Raw genomic sequence first — 18457 nt, forward strand, 5'->3', positions numbered from 1 at the left:
CTCTATTATTTCAGCACGGCCAACAACGGAGCGCCTTCGCTCACGGCCGTGCGGCTCAGGGTTAACACATCCACAAAGTCATCGCTATTACTCACCAGCACCGGCGTAGTAACGTCAAAGCCTGCGGCTTTAATCGCATCGAGATCAAACTCCAGCAGCAAATCACCCACCTTGACCGGCTGATCGTTCACTACTTTCGGAGAGAAATAGTGTCCATCGAGCTTCACGGTATCGAGGCCAACGTGGATCAACACTTCTGCACCCTGCGCCGATGTCAGGCCAATCGCATGGCCGGTGCGAAACATTGACGACACCACGCCATCGATCGGCGATACCACGCGGCCCCGCTGCGGGATAATCGCCGCGCCTTTACCGAGCAATCCGCTGGCAAAAGTTTCATCTTTAACCTGATCGAGCGGAATGACATCGCCCGCTATCGGACTGACCACGCTTTCGCGGCGCGTCAGGCTGGTGGGCGGAGCAACCGCTGCCGGCGGCGCAACCGCTTCGGTTGCGGGCTCGGTCAGACCGAACAGATAGGTGCTGACGCAAGCGAAACTTAACGCCACCGCCGCACCGGCAAATGCCGCCAGCACGCTGGCATCAATGCCGCTGTTTGGCACCACCTGAATAAAGGTGAAGACACTCGGGAAACCAAAGGAGTAAATGGTGGTGTGCCAGAAGCCAAGGATCGCCGCGCCCAAGGCGCCACCGATGCAGCCGAAGATAAACGGACGACGGTGCGGTAGCGTCACGCCATATACCGCCGGCTCGGTGATGCCGAAGATGCTGGCGGTAAAAGCCGACCCCGCCATCGCTTTCAGTTTCGCTTCGCGGGTGCGCAGGAAGATGCCGAGCGTGGCGCCCGCCTGGCCCAGCACCGCAGGCATCAGCAAGGGCAGTAGCGTGTCGTGACCAAAGTTGGCGAGGTTGTTCAGCATGATCGGCACTAAACCCCAGTGCAGACCGAAAATCACGCACACTTGCCAAATCGCGCCCATCACCGCACCCGCAATCATTGGGCTCAGGCTGTAAATCCACAAATAACCTTCGGCCAACATGCGGCTCAGCCAGGTCGCCGCCGGACCAATCGCCAGAAACGTCAGCGGCACGGTGATCAGCAGGCAGCACAACGGCGTAGTGAAGTTACGCACCGCGCTGGGAGAACGCGGATGCACCCAGCGTTCAATCAGGCTGGAAACCCAGGCCGCGAAAATAATCGGAATCACCGACGAGCTGTAGTTCAGCACTTCGAGCGGGATGCCGATGAAGGTCAGCGCATTGCCCTGCTGCTGCTGTTGCAGCACTTCGAGAATCATTGGATGCACCAGCGCAGCGGCAATCGCCATGCTGACAAACGGATTACCGCCAAATTTTTTACCGGCGCTGTAGCCGAGCAATATCGGCAAGAAGTAGAACAAACCGTCGCTGGCAACAAACAGCACTTTGTAGCTGCCGCTGTCGGCACCCATCACGCCGAGCACCAATGCCAACGCCAGCAACCCTTTGATGATGCCGGTGGCGATCATCACGCCGATAAACGGAGTAAAAATGCCGGAAACCAGATCGATAAAGCGTGCAAATAAGCCTTGCGGTGCAGCGTTATCTGCGGCCTCGCTCTGATTATCCAGCCCGTGACGTGACGTGAGTTCGCGATACACTTCCGCTACCTGATTGCCAATCACCACCTGATATTGGCCGCCGCTCTCCACCACCATGATCACGCCAGGATTGTCTTTTAACGCCGCAGTTTGCGCTTTTTGACTGTTTTTTAGTTTGAAGCGTAAGCGCGTGGCGCAGTGCATCACGCTGATGATGTTCTCTTTGCCGCCAACACCGGCAAAGATGTCATCCGCCAGTTCCTGATATTGCATCACTCTTTCTCCTGAACAATGCCCTAAACTCATGCCCTGAATTTCGCGCAAAAAAAAACCTGAGACGCGCCCTCTTCAACTGAAAAAGGGCGCGTCTCAGGTTTTGCCTGCCGAACAGTAACAATCCTTAACGGGCGCTATCATGCTAACAGCGCGGAAAAAGTGGCAAGCAGTTTTAGCGAACGATGCGGAAAACTGTGAAGCTGCTCACCGATCAGATCCGTTTCAGTGCCGCTAAAGCCAGCACGCTGAGCAGCGCACCGATCACCATCAGCAGCAGATAACTCATCCACTGCAGCAGCCAAATCCCCAACACACCGCCGCCCAAAAACGCCAGCACGGTGTAAAAATGCAGCTTAAGCCGCTCAATGTAGAGCGGCGCATCTTTGGGGGATTCTTTGCGGCGCAGCACATCAAACAGCATCGCCAGCTCAATGCCGATATCGGTCGCGGTGCCAGAAACGTGCGTGGTGCGCACGCGGGCGTTGGAGATGCGCGTCACAACGGCGTTTTGCAATCCCATCAAAAAACTCAGGCTCAGCACCAGCAACACGCCAGAGCCGCTAAAGCGAAACCAGCTTTCAATCACGCCGAGCAGCAGCAAAGCGATGCCTTCAATCAGGATGTTGATGGCGTAGATGCCGCGAATCTGGCGCCGTCTGCCGGAGTTGATTATCAGCGTTGAGACAGAAGATCCGGCGATAAACAGCAGCACGATGAGCAGAAAAAACAGGCCGACGTGCAGATTAGCTTTGGCCAGATGGTCGGAAAGTGAGGAGACATTGCCGGTCATGTTCGCCGAGAAGAAGCCGACCGTTTCAAACGCTGCGGTGTTAAGTGCGCCCGCAACGGCGGCCAGCGTGCAGGCCAGGCGAATGTCGGTATTGAAGGTGCGCGTGTTCTCGGCGGTGATTAGCATGGGAAATCCTGGCCCGGTGAAAGATGCGTATCTTCCTCCCGTGACCAGGAATTCTCAAGCGCCGCTACGCGGTTTGCTGATCCTGCTCCTGCTCGCTGAACCGCTCGCGCATCTCATTTTCGATCTGCTCGAGCGATTTGCCTTTGGTCTCCGGCAGCATAGTGATTACGAAGATCAGCGAGCCGACGTTGATGGCTGCAAAGATAAAGAACGCGCCATTGCCGGTGGCGGAGAGCAGCGGAGGGAAGGCAAATGCCACCGCCGCGTTACAGATCCACTGGAACGAAACGGCAGCGCCGGTCAGCACGCCGCGCACTTTCATCGGGAACAGCTCCGACATCAGCAACCAGTAAACCGGCGAAATGCACATCTGCATAAAGAACAGGAACACCAGGATCGCCGCCAGCGCGAAGATGCTTTGCGTCATGTCTTGTGGCATCAACAGCAGCACGCAGCCGAGTGCCAGCTGCATGGCGATCACTACCGACAAACCGGTCATCAGCATGGTACGACGACCAAAACGTCCCACTGCTTTGATGCCCACCATGGTCGCCAGCACCGAAACAATCCCGTTACCGATGGTCGCCGCAATCGAGGCGTTGGTGCCCATGCCGGTGGTTTTCAGAATCACGGGCGTGTAGTACATAAAGGCATTCACGCCGGTGAACTGGATAACAATGCCGAGCCCCGCGCCCACCAGTAACAAGCGAAGAATCCATTTCTCTTGCAGCAGTTCACGCGCTGACGGCCCCTGACGCGCCGCTTTAGCGTGCTGGCGCATCTCCGTCATCTCCTTTTTCACTTCGCGTGGCGTTTCACGCAGTTTGTGCAGGATACGGCTCGCTTCTTTGATGCGCCCTTCTGCCACCATCCAGTGTGGCGACGCTGGCACAAAGAAGGTGCCGATAAACAGCAACGCGCCAGGAATCATCGCCATCGCCAGCATATAACGCCACAGATGCGGATCGTTAAGCGTGAAACTCATCACCGCGCTGACCACATAAGCCAGCAGCTGACCGGAAACAATCATCAGCTCGTTGCGGCTCACCAGCGGCGCACGCCGTTTTGGCCCGGCAATTTCGGCAATAAACACCGGTACGGTTGAGGAACCGCCACCCACCGCAATCCCCAGCAGAAAACGCATCGCCACCATTACGTGCAGGTTTGGCGCTAAGGCGGTACCAATCGCGCCCAGCACAAAAATCAGCGCCAGAGAACGCAGCGTAATGCGTCGGCCAAAGCGATCGGAGAAATAACCACTAAGGAAAGCACCCAGCGCGGCACCGAAGATCAGGGATGAAGTGACTAAACCTTCGGTGAACGGTGTGAGGTCAAGACCGCCCTGATCAGGCGGCAAGGTCATAAACGGCAAGGCACCCGAGATAATCCCGGTGTCATAACCAAAAGCCAGCGCACCCATTGTCGCTACGAGTACCACAAAGAAGATGCGCTGTTTAACGGTGAGATTACTTAGCGCTGAATCGTCGTCACTATTTTGCTGCGATGTGTCCATTCCTGTTCCCTGCATATTGAACGCGCCTTATAGCGCAAAGGTTGAAACCCAAAAGGCAGAAGTATAGTCAGGAATTGTAAAATGTGACGAAGGTCACTATTAATTCGACAAATTTCATCGCGCTTAATGATCATTTTCAATGATCGGCGTTTACGGCCTGGCTTTAACGCAACGGCGAACTAAAATTGCAGCGTGACTAGCTAGTCCTCAAATCTAACGGAACATTGATAAGAGGTCTTCCTATGAACAAACAGAGCTACAGAGGCGGCGCAGGGAATTTTGCTAACGATCCAGAACGTGCGAAAGAAGCTGGCAAGGCGGGAGGCAAAGCCAGTGGAGGCAACTTCAGAAACGATCCTGAACGCGCCGTTGAAGCGGGACGGAAAGGAGGCAAAATAAGTCGTCGTCCTCCAACGAAGTCTGAGTAAGGCGCCTTAGGATTTTGTCCGCCATGGATTGGCTTCACCCCCTTTTTGCATATCCCAGCCTAAAACGGTAACCTATATACATATCACATACGATTCATATATAGGTTGCACCATGGGCATCGTAAAAATCTCTGACTTAATGCATGAGAATCTGCGCATCGCCAGCACGGCGATGAGCCGTTCCATCAACGCGCAGGCGGAACACTGGATGAAGATCGGCATGCTGGCCGAGATTTATCCGTCACTCAATCATCAGGAATTGACGCGCTTGCTGATGCGCGTTGAACGCGACAGCGGCGCGGATTTAGCGCAACTGCTCGACCATCCTTTATTCACCTCGCAGGGAATCGCGTAATGAGCATCAAACTGCACACCGCTGAAGAGATCGAACTGGCGCGTGCCGCTGGACACGCCGCCGCTAAAGTGCTGGAGATCATCACTCCGTACGTTAAACCGGGCGTCACCACCGATGAACTGGACGCGATTTGTCATGATTACGTGGTAAACGAACTAAAAGTGGTGCCAGCAAATATTGGCTATCACGGTTACAGCAAAACGACCTGTACGTCAGTGAATCACGTGGTGTGCCACGGCATTCCGGGCGAGAAAAAGCTCAAGGATGGCGACATCGTCAACATAGACGTCGGCATCATTAAAGATGGCTGGTACGGCGACACCAGCCGCATGTATTACGTTGGCCAGCCGTCGGTGCGCGCCAAACGTTTGGTGGATATCACCTACGAATCGATGGTGGCAGGTATCAAAGTGGTAAAACCGGGCGCGACCTTAGGCGATATCGGGGCCGCCATTCAGCAGGTAGCGGAAAAAGCCGGTTTCTCGGTGGTGCGCGAATATTGCGGTCACGGCGTTGGCGAGGTGTATCACGGCGATCCGCAGATTCTGCACTACGGCACGCCAGGCGCGAGATTGGCATTACAGGCGGGCATGATTTTCACTATCGAACCGATGATCAACGCGGGTAAAGCCGGCACCAGCGTACTGTCCGATGGCTGGACGGTGGTCACCAAAGACCGCTCGCTGTCAGCGCAGTGGGAACACACCATCGCCGTGACCGAAACCGGCTTTGATTTGTTGACGCCGTGGCCAGAAGGTACCGGCGAATATCCGGCAATTTAAAAAAAGATCCAGAACGCATATGCCGTTCTGGATCACACTCGCATTAAGCGGTTTGACGCAGCGTAAACACGCTTACGCTATTCACCATATTCGCCGCCTGCTCGCTCAGCATCGCCGACGCCGCCAGCGATTGTTCCACCAGCGACGCATTCTGCTGCGTGGTGATATCAATCTGGCTAATCGCGGTGTTGATTTGGCTGATGCCGTCGGCCTGCTCGCTGCTGGCCTGATTGATCTGCACCAGCAACTCTTTCATCTCAGCCACGTTCGACATCATGCCGTTCATCAATTTATTGGCATCCGTCACCATATCGCGCCCATCGGCAATACGCGTGGACGACTCCTCAATCAAATTACGGATCTCATGCGATGAGGTGGCGGTTTTCTGCGCCAGCGCGCGGACTTCCTGCGCCACCACGGCAAAACCGCGACCATGTTCACCCGCGCGTGCGGCTTCTACCGCAGCATTGAGCGCCAGAATGTTGGTCTGGAAAGCAATGGAATCGATCAGGTTGATGATCTCTGCCATGCGGCTGGCAGAATCATTGATTTCGGCCATTTTGCTGGCGACGTTGTCCATCATGCTGGCATTACGTCCTACCGTGGTTTCCGCCTTAGCGGAGAGATCGGCAGCAACGTGGGTATTATTACGCGTGTTGCTAATGGTGGCACTGAATTCCTCCACCGAGGCCGCCGTTTGCTCTACCGAGCTGGCCTGCTCTTCCGTACGCGCCGCGAGATCGTTGGTGCCCGACATGATTTCGCTGGCGCCGCCGGAAATCTGTTCTGCGCTAATGCGAATATGGCTGACAATATCCGACATCTTTTCCTGCATCTGCTGGATGGCGTTAATTAACTGCCCCATTTCATCCTTTCGCTGTTCATGAAAATCAGAACTGAGATCGCCATCCGCCACTCGACCAAGAAAGGCGATCACTTTTTTCAATGGCACGGTAATCGAGCGGATAATAATCCAGCCAATAAATGCTGAAAGTAAAATAGCCACCACAAAAATAATCAGCATGGAAATTTTCGTTTTGCCGTATGACGCCATAAATTTATTATAGGAGCCATCCATTTGCTGCTCTTGCAGGGTAATAAACCCCTCAACTTCATCGATATAATTTCTTTGCGCTAAGGCAAGCGTAGAAAAATAGAAATTCACTGCTTTTGTCACATCACTATTCACTAAATCGAAGAATACATTTCGCTCTTTAAGGAACTCTGCTCGCCTCACTTCCACGCGCTTGAGAAATGCGATTGATTCATCATCGGAAGCCAGCTTATTTAACTGCTTATAGGTTTCGGTAATTTTCTTCGAGGCATCCTGAAGATTGCTCTGAATCGTTGTCCGGCGTTGCGCATCAATCGGGCTCAGCAGCAGCGCCTGCTGCTGCACCGTTACGTTGATCTCATCAATTAATCGGTTGCCCAATGCAATAGTCGGGTAATCGTCTTTCATCATGCCATTAACGCCGGTTTCCGCTAAGAATAGCGAATTTAATCCGAGTAACGCCACTAAAAGTAGCATCGCGATATTGAGCATAGAGGATATTGTAAGTTTGGTTCGCAACTTTACATTACGTGAAAATCTTTGAACTACGTCCATTTAGAAACCTCAATGATTTTGATTGAAAAGTAGTGAAGACAATAATGTTGTTTTAAAAAACAGAAGAGGCTACGGGCGTTAATCGGCAGCACCTCTGCTGTTATCGTCAGCAATTTCATTAACATTAGAGACGATGATTGATAGAGTCACATTTCAAATATCAGACGCGGAGTGTCATTTTGCTGAAATCGATTTCATTGATCAGTTCCATTTACTGATAGGGAATAACATAAAATTCTAAGCCTGGTTTTTTTGCTTAATTTAGAATAAAGGTTCTCGCCAAGCTAACAAATAGCAAAGAATGATCCTGATTTTATTATTTGCAGCAATTTGACTAAGGGAAAACAGTTAGTTTCTCTGTAGCGTTTAACCTGCAAGCCAAATTGAGCGGTCAGCAGAGCAAGGCTGCCGACCACTTATAGTTATCCGTCAGACTGCGGCTACCGCGCTATGCAAAATGGCCTCGTTCGCCACGTCCGGCAGCTGATGAAGAAGCCAATCTGCCATCTGGATTTCATGTTGCAGGATCAGCTGGAAAGTCTTAATACCTTTGCTGTCCGCCGCCTGTTGCGCTGCGGCCAGTAATGCGGTGTAGGTTGCCACTTTATAGTTACAGAACACGTAGCTGCTCACCGCAATGCGCACGCCCTCTTCATTGCGCAACATATCGCTCGCGGCTTGCCCAACGATCGACAATCGTCCTAACGCGTCTTTAAGCGCTGACCAGTTACTGTCGTAGCGTTTCAAAACGTCTTTCACCCACTGCTGCTGTTCAGCGGTTTGTTGTGCATATTGCTTCATACGTGCCTGCAACAGCGGGAACTCCTCCAGCCGCAGCGTAGCTGCCTGCAGCAAAGGCTCTGCATGTTTTTCCATCGCATGCGCATCGCGCAACCAATCCAGATATACAAATTCCTTGGTCATCAATTTGCTCCGGTAGTGAGAAGAACATCGACAGTTAGCTGCCTGATGGGTATGACATCAGCTCATTTAGGCTAATTGAGCAAAATAAGCGAAGCGTTAATTTAGGCTAAACAAGAAGATTAATTAAACGTAGCAAGCAAGCGTCAAGCTGCAAGTAATGTGCGCAAGAATTGCGATTGAGGTTATAAGTAAATGCGCTTACCGCTTCGCTTATTATCTGGCTAGAGAAGCTTTCTTTTTAATGTTAAAAATCTTAAGCACGTAACTAATGGTAGTTACATTTAGAGAGAAGTGAAAATTTAACTGGAAGTAACATAAGCAAGCCTCTTAGAATTAAGACTTACGAGAAACCCAGGCTTGAAACTGGAAAAAATGGCACTACATTTATTTTGCATCATGTTGGTATTTAAAAAAGAGGAGAACCAATGACGGACGCTAAGAAGCTACCCGATGAGGAAGAAAAAAAGCCGCAACGTCGTGGTGGTGCAGGCAACTTCGCAGAGAACAAGGAACGCGCGGCTGAAGCCGGGCGCAAAGGCGGTCAGGCTAGCAGCGGTAACTTCAAAAACGACCCGGAGCGCGCCATTGAAGCAGGACGAAAAGGAGGGAAAATCAGCCGACGCAAATAACATTCTTCCCAAAAGAATAATCATCTAACATCATTTTACTTCTGCACAACACTCTCCTGATACTGTATTTACGCTTCGCTTAAATACAGATTTATCCATGTCAGGAGGGTTATTTCCAGCTAAAAATCCGTATAATCGATTATTTCTTGATCAACTTCAATTTATTTACCGCTTCGCTTATCCAGGCTTTACCCTTCGCTTATTAACCATAAAATTACATTTGCAAGCTAATAATAAATGCCTGACTCAAAATTATATATGTACATGTTACTTAAACTGGTACAAATTTTAGTGAAGAATCCTGACAGATGACTCAGAATAATCGGAGGTGGATTAGCGTAGCTGCCGTTCGCTGGTAATTTAATTAACCGCCATTTGCACTGAGGGAGTGACGACAACAATGACCTGCATTACGTATGCTCGCCCTTCATGGCTACCAGGTTTGCATCAATGCCCGCTAAGATGTCAGCACTTGGTAGATTGCTCGTCAGATCTCAGAAATTTCACATTTAGTCTTATCAATTATGATTTTGTTGTCGAAGCATCCAGGATTGCAGCACATTCACCTGCTTAAAAAGGATATTTTAATGAAAACTCTCTTTACCTCAGCCAGCGCCATCCTGATTGCGACCAGCCTGTCAGCGGGAGCAGCACAACCGGCAGCACCAAAAAATCCGCTCAGCGTACATGTTTTGAACCTGCAAACAGGCTCGCCGACAGCGGGTATTGAGGTTGAACTCGATCAGAAACAGAATAATAACTGGGTGAAATTAGCCAGCGGCAAAACCGACAGCAACGGCAGGATTAGCGCGCTATTCCCGGAAGATAAAACCGCCAGCGCAGGCAGCTATCGCGTGGTGTTTAAAACCGGTGACTATTACAAAATGAACAACCAGAAAACCTTCTTCCCGGAAATTCCGGTCGAGTTCAATATGGAAAGCAACAGCGAGCACTACCATATTCCGCTGCTGTTGAGCCCGTTTGGTTATTCGACTTATCGCGGGAATTAAATTTAAAACGGTCGCCTTAAATGGCGACCCACGGAATCTATTGTGTTATCCCTCTTTCACTAAATGACTTGCGCCAGTTGGTCGGGGTAGTGTTGAGCCGCTGTCTGAAGTGATGACGTAAGGTTTCTGGCGATCCAAATCCCGCCTGTTCAGCAACCTGATCAATGCTCAGCTTGCCGCTCTCCAGCAGTGCGCAAGCTTTTTCAAGCCGCACGCTTAACATCCATTCTCCCGGCGTGGTGCCGGTAGCGTCATGGAAACGGCGTAAAAAGGTGCGGCGGCTCATGCCAGCTTGCCTGGCGAGTTGGTCAATAACCAGTGGCGTATTGAGGTGATTACGCAAATCATCAAGTAACGGCGAAAGATTTTTTGCCGCACGCTGCGGCACCGGCTGCTGAACCAACTGCGCCTGATTGCCTTCGCGCAGCGGCGGCGCCACCATGCGGCGAGCGGTGCGGTTTGCCACTTCAATACCATAATCACGGCGGATCAGATGCAGGCACAAATCCACGCCCGCTGCGCCACCCGCTGACGTAATGATGCTGCCCTCATCAACATAAATCATACCGTGCTCAACCTGCACCTGCGGGAAGAGTTGCGCCAGAATCTCGGTGCTGTTCCAGTGTGCGGTAGCGCGCTTACCATTTAGCAATCCGGCAGCGCCCAACACGAAACTGCCTGCACAGATCGAAACAATACGCGTGCCGTTGCGATGGGCTTTTTGTAACGCGGCGATAAGCTGATCCGATGCCGGTTCATGTACGCTGCGCCAGCCGGGAATTACGATGGTGCCCGCCTCTTCCAGCAGCTCAAGTCCGCCGTCGACCACCAGCCGCACGCCACCTTGCGCGCCGAATACGCCCTCTTCCACCGACGCCACGTTCAAATCATACAAAGGCTGGCCGAACACTTCGTCGGCGCGCCCGAAAGCCTCAACGGCGATGCCGAACTCAAAGGTACACAGACATTCATACGCCAGCAAAACCAGTCGGCGGTTGAACGGTGCAGGCGAACGGCCATGAAGCGGAGCAATCATTTGCATTTAAGGGTCACCGGAGAAATTGGCACGATCTTGACGATATATGGCATGCAGGCAGATTTCCACTCGCACGCCAATCTTTCATGCTGGCACGCTCTTAACGTATCGCAGGGATTGAGTATGAAGAACATGTTGGCGCTGATGGCGGTTTGTCTGGCCGCATTGATGTCGGGACTGGAGATATCCAGCGTACCGGTGATTTTACCGGTGCTGGAAAGGGAGATGCACGCCAGCTTCCGCGAACTGCAGTGGATCATGAACGCCTATACGCTGGCCTGCACCGCAGTGCTAATGGCCACCGGCACGTTGGCCGACACTTATGGACGCAAGCGCATCTTCATCATCAGCATCATCTCCTTCGGCGTGACATCGGTGATGTGCGGACTGGCGGGCAATGCGCTGTGGCTGATTGTCGGACGTTTGCTGCAAGGATTAAGCGGTGGCGCGATGTTAACCTGCCTGATTGCGATTCTGTCGTTCCAGTTTCCCCAGGGCAAAGCGCGTAGCCGTGCGTTCGCCGCGTGGGGCATTACCTTTGGCTTTGGGCTGGGATTCGGACCCATCATCGGCGGCATGCTAGTTGCCTGGTTTAGCTGGCAATGGGTGTTTCTGGTACACGGATTTATCGCGTTGCTGACGCTGATCCTCGCGCTGAAAAATGTGGTCGAATCGCGCGATGCTGAAGCCCAAAAGCTCGATCTCAGCGGCCTGATTACCTTATCGCTCAGCGTGGTCGGCGCCACCTATCTCATTACGCAGGGCAGCAGCCTCGGCTGGAACAGCGTCGCGGCACAACTGATTTTGCTGGTTACACTACTGAGCGCGCTGCTGTTTGTATGGATTGAGAAGCGCCATCCACATCCGATGTTTGATTTCTCCGTGTTCCGTATCCGCGCCTTTTCCGGGGCATTAATGGGTTCGATTGGTATGAACTTCAGCTTCTGGCCGCTGATGATTTATTTGCCGGTCTATTATCAAAGCGGCCTTGGCTACAGCAGCATGGCAACCGGTTTGGCGCTGCTGGCTTACACTTTACCAACCTTACTGATGCCGCCGCTGGGCGAGAAACTGGTGGTGCGCTTTGGCGCGGCGCGCATGATTCCGCTGGGATTATTCACCATCGGCGCGGGCTTTATGTTGATGAAGTTCGCCGTGGCGCAGCAGATGAGTTTACTGCCAGGCGCGCTGCTCGCTGGAATGGCGCTCGGATTGACCAACACGCCAGTGACCAACACCACAACCGGATCGGTACCGGGTAATCGCGTTGGCATGGCGTCGGGGATTGATATCAGCGCGCGCTTGATTACGCTTGCCATCAATATCGCGCTGATGGGCAGTTTGCTGGTGGCGGGCATTGCGGCGAGTTTGCAACGCATTATGCCGGGACAAAGTGATTTGCATACGCTGGCCGAGCGCATCGCCGGCGGCGGCGAGGTTTCATTGAACCACGATATTGCCGCGCAGGTGCTCACCGACGGTTTTTCCGACGTGCTGTTGTATGGCGCGGCGGGCGTTTGGGGATTGGCGCTGGCAAGTTTTCTGCTGTTTAACGTTCGTCGCAAGGCGCAGCAACAATGCACGCCTTAGTTACGGATGCACCCTTTTGCTGCTGACTAGCGCGCCGTCGTCGGTGTAATTCAGCAACGCTCTTTGATTATCTTCCCGCGCCAGCAGGCACCAATCCAGTTGGGTAATTCGGATTAGCAACACGCCAAAATTATCCTCGGCGTTGCCGGGATGGGTGGATGTGGTTTCGATCTCGCTTCCCGGCGTAGCACCAGCATAGGTTTGCTGCGTCCGGCGCGATAATCGTTGCCACGCCGCTTCAGCTACTGCGCTGTGTGCGGCGTGCAGCTCGACCGTTCCCTGCAACCGCAGCTGCGTTTTTGCGCTGTATCCCAGAACCGTAACGTCTGGATTAACCGCCAGCGCCTGCCATTTCGGGCTACGCATATCGGTGTGCAACTCCAGCGAGCGTTTGACGCGGTCAACCGCGCGCAGCACCAGCGTCCTTGCCTGCGGCTTGCCCTGTTGATCAACCGACGCGAGTGTTAAGAAGTGAAAACCGGCATCGGGTTCGCTTGCGCCGGTCTCCAGTTGTTGCCAGCAATCGCTATCAATCTCGCGTAATGACATCTGTTGTTCCTGTTGGCTGGATAAAAGGTTACTGGTGACGTTCCACCAGCGCCAGAATCAGCGCCTGAAGTTCTGCTAATCCTTGCTGCTGGCTGATGTCACCGCACACCACCGCATGGGAAATCGCATCGGCGGCGCTTACCAAAAGATCGTAGACCACCGGTTTACTGACGCCAGCCGCTTCCGCCACGCGTCCTAACGTTAGCGCATCGCTGCCCTGCGCGCGCACCAGATTCCACGCCACGTTAATCAGTTGCTGACGACGTGCCTGATGCGTCATGCGCTGGCGAGTGGGTTGATTCATGCCGGCTCGCAACAGGTAAAAAAGCCCGCCGTCAACTAAACCGACGGGCTTGTGAGGGTAACCGTTTTATCAAAACACCCAGCGTACGCCCGCGTTGTAATTCCAGCCTTGCACGCCGTTGCCGTCGATTTCTTTGCGGTAATTGGCTTCGGCATACAGCGAGACATTGTTGGTGAAAGCCGCATTGCCGCCGATGCCGGCATCCCACATCTGGCCGAACTTGCCGCTGTTGAAGCTATCGCTAACCTCGCTGTTACTGGCACCAACATCCACTTTCGCCGTGCCGCCCCAACCGCGATAGTAGTTAGTGCGCAGATACGGCGTATATTGCCCGCTGCCGCTATCGTTCCAGGTCCGTGCCAGACGTGCGCCGACGCGGCCAATGGTTTGGTCATAATCGTCGTAAGAGACTTGGGTTTGATCGTCGTCGGTGAAGTCATCCATCTTCAAATGCAGATGCACCAGTTGCGCTTGCGGCTCAAGACGAATGCCGTTCGCCAACTGGAACGGATAACCACTCTCCAGGGATGCGGTCCAGCCTTTGCCTTTCAACTTCGCCACCTCTTTTTGTCGGGCGATATCGGTGTCGCCACGATGCCAATCGAGTGAAAGCGCGCCATCCAGATAGAAGCCACTTGCGCGCTGCCAGGTGCCGTAAATCGCCAGGCTGTCGCTGTCGAAATCTGTTGAGCTGTAACCATCAGCTGCATTCGGTCGGATGCGCGCATTGCCGCGCGTGTAAGCCAGGCCGACGCGTAGACTATCTTGCTCGCCGTCCAACCGCAGTAGGTTGCCGCCAAACTGCACCGCGCTGTAATCGAGGTCAAAGTCGTAACCGTAATGCGCCGTATCAAGGTTAGTTTTGTACTTCTGGTTGGAGCCGGAATAACGGATGAACATTTCCGCTGATCCGTCTGGATTCTGCCGCAATTCGCCCAGGCGTTGATGTAAATCACCAATGGTTGCCAGGGTGTAATACGCCAATCCGACCGGCGCCGAAATGTAGGAAGGAAGCTGTGGAATGACCGCCGGGCGCACCGCGCCGCTGCCTGCTGTCTGCGGCTGGCAAAGGGAACCATCTTTACAAACGTAGTTATTGGCCAGACGATAATCCCAGGTTGTATTGCCATTCTCGGGGGCAAAGCTATAAAGCCCGTATTGCCACGGCCCTGCCGCGACATAACCCCGTTGCAGCGCGAAGCTATTGGCGCTGGCGCTACCAGCAACCTGCACCAGAGAAACGCCTTCATTGGCGGAGATCACGCCATCTCGATTGCTATCCGCCAGCGTGGCAGCACTCAGCGCATCATTGATAAAGGTAGTGCCGGTCACGTTGCCGTTAACGCGTAAAGTGTCGCTTTGCGCGCCCTGCGTCCGCAACGCCAGCTTGCCGCCCGCCGACGCCAAATCACCGTTGATGGTCAACGTGTTGCCCGCCGCGCCGCTGCCGTTGGTGAGATTCAACGTACCGGCGTTATTCACCACCAACGAATCGTCAGTCTCGCCCGACAAAACCGGATTGACCTGATCGCCGACAAACAGCGTTGAGCCGCTATCCACGTTGATGGTGCTGTGTGCCAGTTTGAGATTATCGGTAAGGGTAAATTGCGTGCTGTAGAAGTTGATGGTGCTCCAGCCTGCGCCGAGGTTAACGCCGCGCGCCAGATCATCGTTGCTGAACGAACCCCCGCGCGCGTTAATCTCACTAAAGTTCAGCGTGCTGCCGCTGCCGCCTGCGGTAGTGATGTGACGCGTGTTTGCCAGAATGACGTTGGCGATCGAAGCCACATTGTTAACACCGGTTCCCATCGTCACGCTGCCGTCAATGGTTCCGCCGGTGAGTTCGACCACGTCGGTGCCGTTGCCGGTGTTCACATCGCCCACCACGTTGCCATCGACCAGCGCGATCTGGTCATTGGTGGCGCCACCCGCGACCACTACCGTTTCCGGGTAAGGCGCGGTGACGTTGCCTTCATTGATAAATACGGAGTTGCCGCCACGCAGATCGATAATTGGCGAAACCAGGCTGAGCGAAACGATGGTGCCACGGTTGATTACCTCGCTGGCGGTGCTGGTGACAATCGCCGAGCCGCCATCGGAACTGTTGACGATGATGTTACCGTTGGCGATCACCCGTCCGGTGGTGTTGGCGCGCACGCCGGTTGCCGGGCCATAGACAAAGAAGCTGTAACCTTGTGGGATGATCAAATCGTTGCTGGTGGTGGATCCATCTTCATTGCTGAACACGTAGCCCGTCGCGCCTGCGCCACTCACCGCACCCAGCATATAACCGTTGGGATCGAATGAGGTCGCGGAGCGAATTAACGTGCCGCCATCGGTGTTCATCCCGACATCTTGCAGCGAAATATTGCTGGTTTCCGCGCGGTTGTTCAGCACAGTGCCGCCGCCAGAATTGTAGAGTCCGATGTTGCTGGCGGTTAACGATGCTGCGCCTTTATCCAGTAAGATGGTGTCTGCGCCAGCATTGGCGTTGATGGTGCTGTAGTAAAAATTCGGCCCGGCGGTATCACCATTAATCGTTAGGCCGCCGTTATTGCCAACGCGCACCGCAGCAATGCCGCCCGCACTCAATCCGCTGTGATCGGTCCAATAAACGGTATTGCCTTCGGCGGTATCCAGCGCGATACCCGAGGCTATGTTGGTGCTGGATCCATCAAAGATATTTCCGCCGCTGCGAATACGCACACCGATGCTGTTTGGCCCGGTGAGATTGATGGTGCCGCGCGGCGTGGACTGATAGATCACACCGTCGCGGATATCAAAGGCAGTGGCGTTGGTTCCGTTGCCGGTGATCGGCGCCACGTTGGCGAAGAATCCACCTTGCCCGGTGCCCGCAATGGTATTGTTGCCGTTCAGCTCAATCGGGTTGGTGATGGTCACGTCTGCACCCTCCGAGCTCTGAACCGCAATCGCCCCTTCGCCGTTAACGTGATAGCTGTCGGTGCCGTACAAGGTGGTGCCATAAAGTCGTGAACCGGCACCTGAAGCGACAATGCCGCGTGTGTTGGCACCGCTCAACGTCACGTCGGCAGCCACCACCGGATTAAAGATCACGCCATCACTCAGGCGATACAGCGCCGAACCTGGCGTGGAGACATCATAACTGCCGCCGTGGCTATCGATGTGCGCATAGTTGGTGGCTTGATAACCGGTTTGATTCGGCGCGTAAAAATGCAGTGAACTGGCATCGCTGATGGTTAATCTGGCGTCATCGCGCACATCAACACCAACCGTATTTTCGCCGTACAAATTGATTCTGCCGTTCTGGGCAAAATTGGCCTGGCTGCCCGAAACGGCAACGCCCGTCGAGCCCTTGCCCTTCACATTGATGGTGCCGTTATTCGCACCGCTGGCATCCTCGAGACGGATGCCGGTGCTGTTAATCGCGGTATTGATCACGCCATTATTGATGAAGCGGCTGCCACCGTTGGCATACACGCCGGTGCCACCCGCACCAACGGTCGAGGCATCGACGCCGCTGCCATCGGCATTATTGAAAAAGCCGCTGTTTATGACGCCGTTGTTAATGCCGGTGCTACCGTTCAACAGTTCCAGTGCGTTGCTGCCAACGCTGGCCAGTTTGCCGTCAATCACCGCCGTCGCGCCGTTGCTGGCGCGCATCGCCGCGCTGCTGGCATTTACCACTTCCAGTATGCCGCTGCTACCAATGGTTGCCCTGGCATTGGGGCCATCAGCGCTTAACACAATGCGTTCGCCAATCGGCTGCGTCACTTCGTCGTAGTATTCATCGGCATCGATCACATAGGCGATGACATCGCTGCGCAAGGAGAGCGCTTTATTAAACTCGCTGCTGTAGCTATCGGCGGCCAGATTGCCGTTTTGCAATTGCTCAATCAGCCAATTGTTGTAACTCTGCAAGCTGCTGACGTTGGAAACGTTGAATGAAGTGGTGGCATTGTCCAGCGTGGTGACGCTAAACGCGCCGCGCCAGGAGACCACATTGTCGAACCATTGCCCCAGTTGATAGGTGTAAGGCGTGTAGGAGCCAAAAAAGGAGATGCGGTTGGCGGAGTTCCAGTTCATGGTGCCGCTGCCGCTGGCAGTAAACAATTCGCTCTGTTTCGCCGCCATCGACCAGCCGTTGGTGCTGGCGGTGGTCGCAGCGCCCTTCTGCCCGATATCAACATTGATGGTGCCATTGCTGACCTGCGCAACGCGCGCGTTGATATACTGCCCATTATTAACGTTATAAAAATTCGGCAAGGTATTGGTTTCAATGGCACTAATCGCGGCGGAGTTATATACCTGAACGCTATTACTGCCGCTGCCATTGGCGTCTGGCACGTTAATCACATAATTCTGCGCGCCCAGATCGACGCGACCTGAATCTTGCCAGGAATACGAAATAATTCTGCCACTGCTGAGCAATTGTCCGATGGATATGGTGCCACCGCCGTCCTGACCGGGCGCAAACCGCTGATTGCCACTTAAAGTTTGAGTCGAGCCATTGCAAATACAAAACACGCCGGCGCGGTTGTCATTTAATTCTGGCGTAAAAGGCTTAAGCGTCGCCGCCCAAACTGGCGAGGCTGGATTAAACACACCGTAAGCGGCAATAAGGCTAATAAACAGCGGATGCAATCGAAACATCATCGTTCACTCCAGAGAAGCGTGCAACGCTGCCGCGATGCGTAAAGACATCGCCAGCAATGGGTTTGGCTATTATTAATTTGTGTAATTGAACGTAAAGAAATTCTGCGACGCGGCAATAACATCACTTTACGCGAGACAGTTCCAGCGCGACTTAAGCCAAATAGCGATGATGAGATAACTTTAAGAAAAGGCCGGGGATTGAATGCAATTATTCGTGGGACTGAAATAGCGGAAAGGATGTTGATAGTGTTAACAACAATATAAAAATAAGAAGCCACCATTAAGTGGCTTCTTACGATT

The 18457-nt window shown here is 53.5% G+C and carries 15 protein-coding genes; 6 read left to right on the forward strand and 9 right to left on the reverse strand.

The features are described from left to right. Positions 1 to 5: 5 nt before the first annotated feature. The 3 genes from bglF to K5Y33_RS12125 form a co-directional block, all read right to left on the reverse strand. The gene (gene bglF, locus K5Y33_RS12115) at positions 6 to 1874 is read right to left on the reverse strand and encodes a PTS beta-glucoside transporter subunit IIABC (RefSeq protein WP_222234072.1); all 1869 of its coding nucleotides are present in this window, start codon (positions 1872 to 1874) and stop codon (positions 6 to 8) included. A gap of 214 nt (positions 1875 to 2088) precedes the next feature. Further along, positions 2089 to 2793, reverse strand: a complete 705-nt coding sequence (locus K5Y33_RS12120; protein WP_110867163.1) for a YoaK family protein — start codon at positions 2791 to 2793, stop codon at positions 2089 to 2091. A gap of 64 nt (positions 2794 to 2857) precedes the next feature. After that, a complete protein-coding gene (locus K5Y33_RS12125) occupies positions 2858 to 4306 on the reverse strand; it encodes a sugar porter family MFS transporter (RefSeq protein WP_137387035.1) in 1449 nt (482 codons plus the stop codon). Positions 4307 to 4548: 242 nt separating this feature from the next. Here K5Y33_RS12125 and K5Y33_RS12130 point away from each other — a divergent pair, with 242 nt between their 5' ends. The 3 genes from K5Y33_RS12130 to map all read left to right on the forward strand — a co-directional run bounded on the left by K5Y33_RS12130 (position 4549) and on the right by map (position 5871). Continuing rightward, the gene (locus K5Y33_RS12130) at positions 4549 to 4734 is read left to right on the forward strand and encodes a general stress protein (protein ID WP_101761305.1); all 186 of its coding nucleotides are present in this window, start codon (positions 4549 to 4551) and stop codon (positions 4732 to 4734) included. A gap of 112 nt (positions 4735 to 4846) precedes the next feature. Continuing rightward, positions 4847 to 5089 carry a ParD-like family protein gene (locus K5Y33_RS12135; RefSeq protein WP_008106304.1) on the forward strand — a complete coding sequence of 81 codons (243 nt, stop codon included), beginning with the start codon at positions 4847 to 4849 and terminating at the stop codon, positions 5087 to 5089. Further along, positions 5089 to 5871: a type I methionyl aminopeptidase gene (map, locus tag K5Y33_RS12140; protein WP_222234073.1), complete on the forward strand. Its 783-nt coding sequence runs from the start codon at positions 5089 to 5091 to the stop codon at positions 5869 to 5871. Before K5Y33_RS12135 ends, map begins: the two co-directional genes overlap by 1 nt. Before the next feature lie 43 nt (positions 5872 to 5914). Here the strand turns inward: map and K5Y33_RS12145 are convergent, their stop codons facing one another. Together K5Y33_RS12145 and K5Y33_RS12150 are read right to left on the reverse strand one after the other, a co-directional pair. Further along, a complete protein-coding gene (locus K5Y33_RS12145) occupies positions 5915 to 7480 on the reverse strand; it encodes a methyl-accepting chemotaxis protein (RefSeq protein ID WP_192235148.1) in 1566 nt (521 codons plus the stop codon). 429 nt (positions 7481 to 7909) lie between these two features. Beyond that, positions 7910 to 8404 (reverse strand): DUF892 family protein, encoded by a 495-nt coding sequence (locus K5Y33_RS12150; protein WP_222183016.1) that lies wholly within the window; start codon positions 8402 to 8404, stop codon positions 7910 to 7912. A gap of 425 nt (positions 8405 to 8829) precedes the next feature. On the opposite strand from K5Y33_RS12150, the gene K5Y33_RS12155 reads away from it, so the two are divergent. Together K5Y33_RS12155 and uraH are read left to right on the forward strand one after the other, a co-directional pair. After that, positions 8830 to 9033 carry a general stress protein gene (locus tag K5Y33_RS12155; RefSeq protein WP_064740224.1) on the forward strand — a complete coding sequence of 68 codons (204 nt, stop codon included), beginning with the start codon at positions 8830 to 8832 and terminating at the stop codon, positions 9031 to 9033. 587 nt (positions 9034 to 9620) lie between these two features. Then, a complete protein-coding gene (gene uraH, locus K5Y33_RS12160) occupies positions 9621 to 10043 on the forward strand; it encodes a hydroxyisourate hydrolase (RefSeq protein ID WP_222234074.1) in 423 nt (140 codons plus the stop codon). Between the two features lie 37 nt (positions 10044 to 10080). Here uraH and K5Y33_RS12165 read toward each other — a convergent pair whose 3' ends face one another. Further along, positions 10081 to 11085 (reverse strand): helix-turn-helix domain-containing protein, encoded by a 1005-nt coding sequence (locus tag K5Y33_RS12165; protein ID WP_222234075.1) that lies wholly within the window; start codon positions 11083 to 11085, stop codon positions 10081 to 10083. Between the two features lie 117 nt (positions 11086 to 11202). Between K5Y33_RS12165 and K5Y33_RS12170 the strand changes: the two genes are divergently transcribed. Continuing rightward, the gene (locus K5Y33_RS12170) at positions 11203 to 12669 is read left to right on the forward strand and encodes an MFS transporter (protein ID WP_222234076.1); all 1467 of its coding nucleotides are present in this window, start codon (positions 11203 to 11205) and stop codon (positions 12667 to 12669) included. On the opposite strand, the gene K5Y33_RS12175 is transcribed toward K5Y33_RS12170, so the two are convergent. From K5Y33_RS12175 to K5Y33_RS12185, 3 genes are all read right to left on the reverse strand, one after another. Then, positions 12670 to 13218, reverse strand: coding sequence for a pyridoxamine 5'-phosphate oxidase family protein (locus tag K5Y33_RS12175; RefSeq protein WP_222234077.1), 549 nt, complete (start codon positions 13216 to 13218; stop codon positions 12670 to 12672). It lies immediately after the preceding gene. A gap of 28 nt (positions 13219 to 13246) precedes the next feature. Next, entirely contained in the window at positions 13247 to 13522 is a 276-nt protein-coding gene (locus K5Y33_RS12180) for a TetR/AcrR family transcriptional regulator (protein WP_222234078.1), read from the reverse strand. Between the two features lie 69 nt (positions 13523 to 13591). Then, entirely contained in the window at positions 13592 to 18157 is a 4566-nt protein-coding gene (locus K5Y33_RS12185) for an autotransporter outer membrane beta-barrel domain-containing protein (protein ID WP_255610302.1), read from the reverse strand. Positions 18158 to 18457 lie beyond the last annotated feature (300 nt).

It is taken from the genome of Pantoea sp. DY-17 (assembly GCF_019795975.1).
Taxonomy (GTDB): domain Bacteria; phylum Pseudomonadota; class Gammaproteobacteria; order Enterobacterales; family Enterobacteriaceae; genus Pantoea; species Pantoea leporis.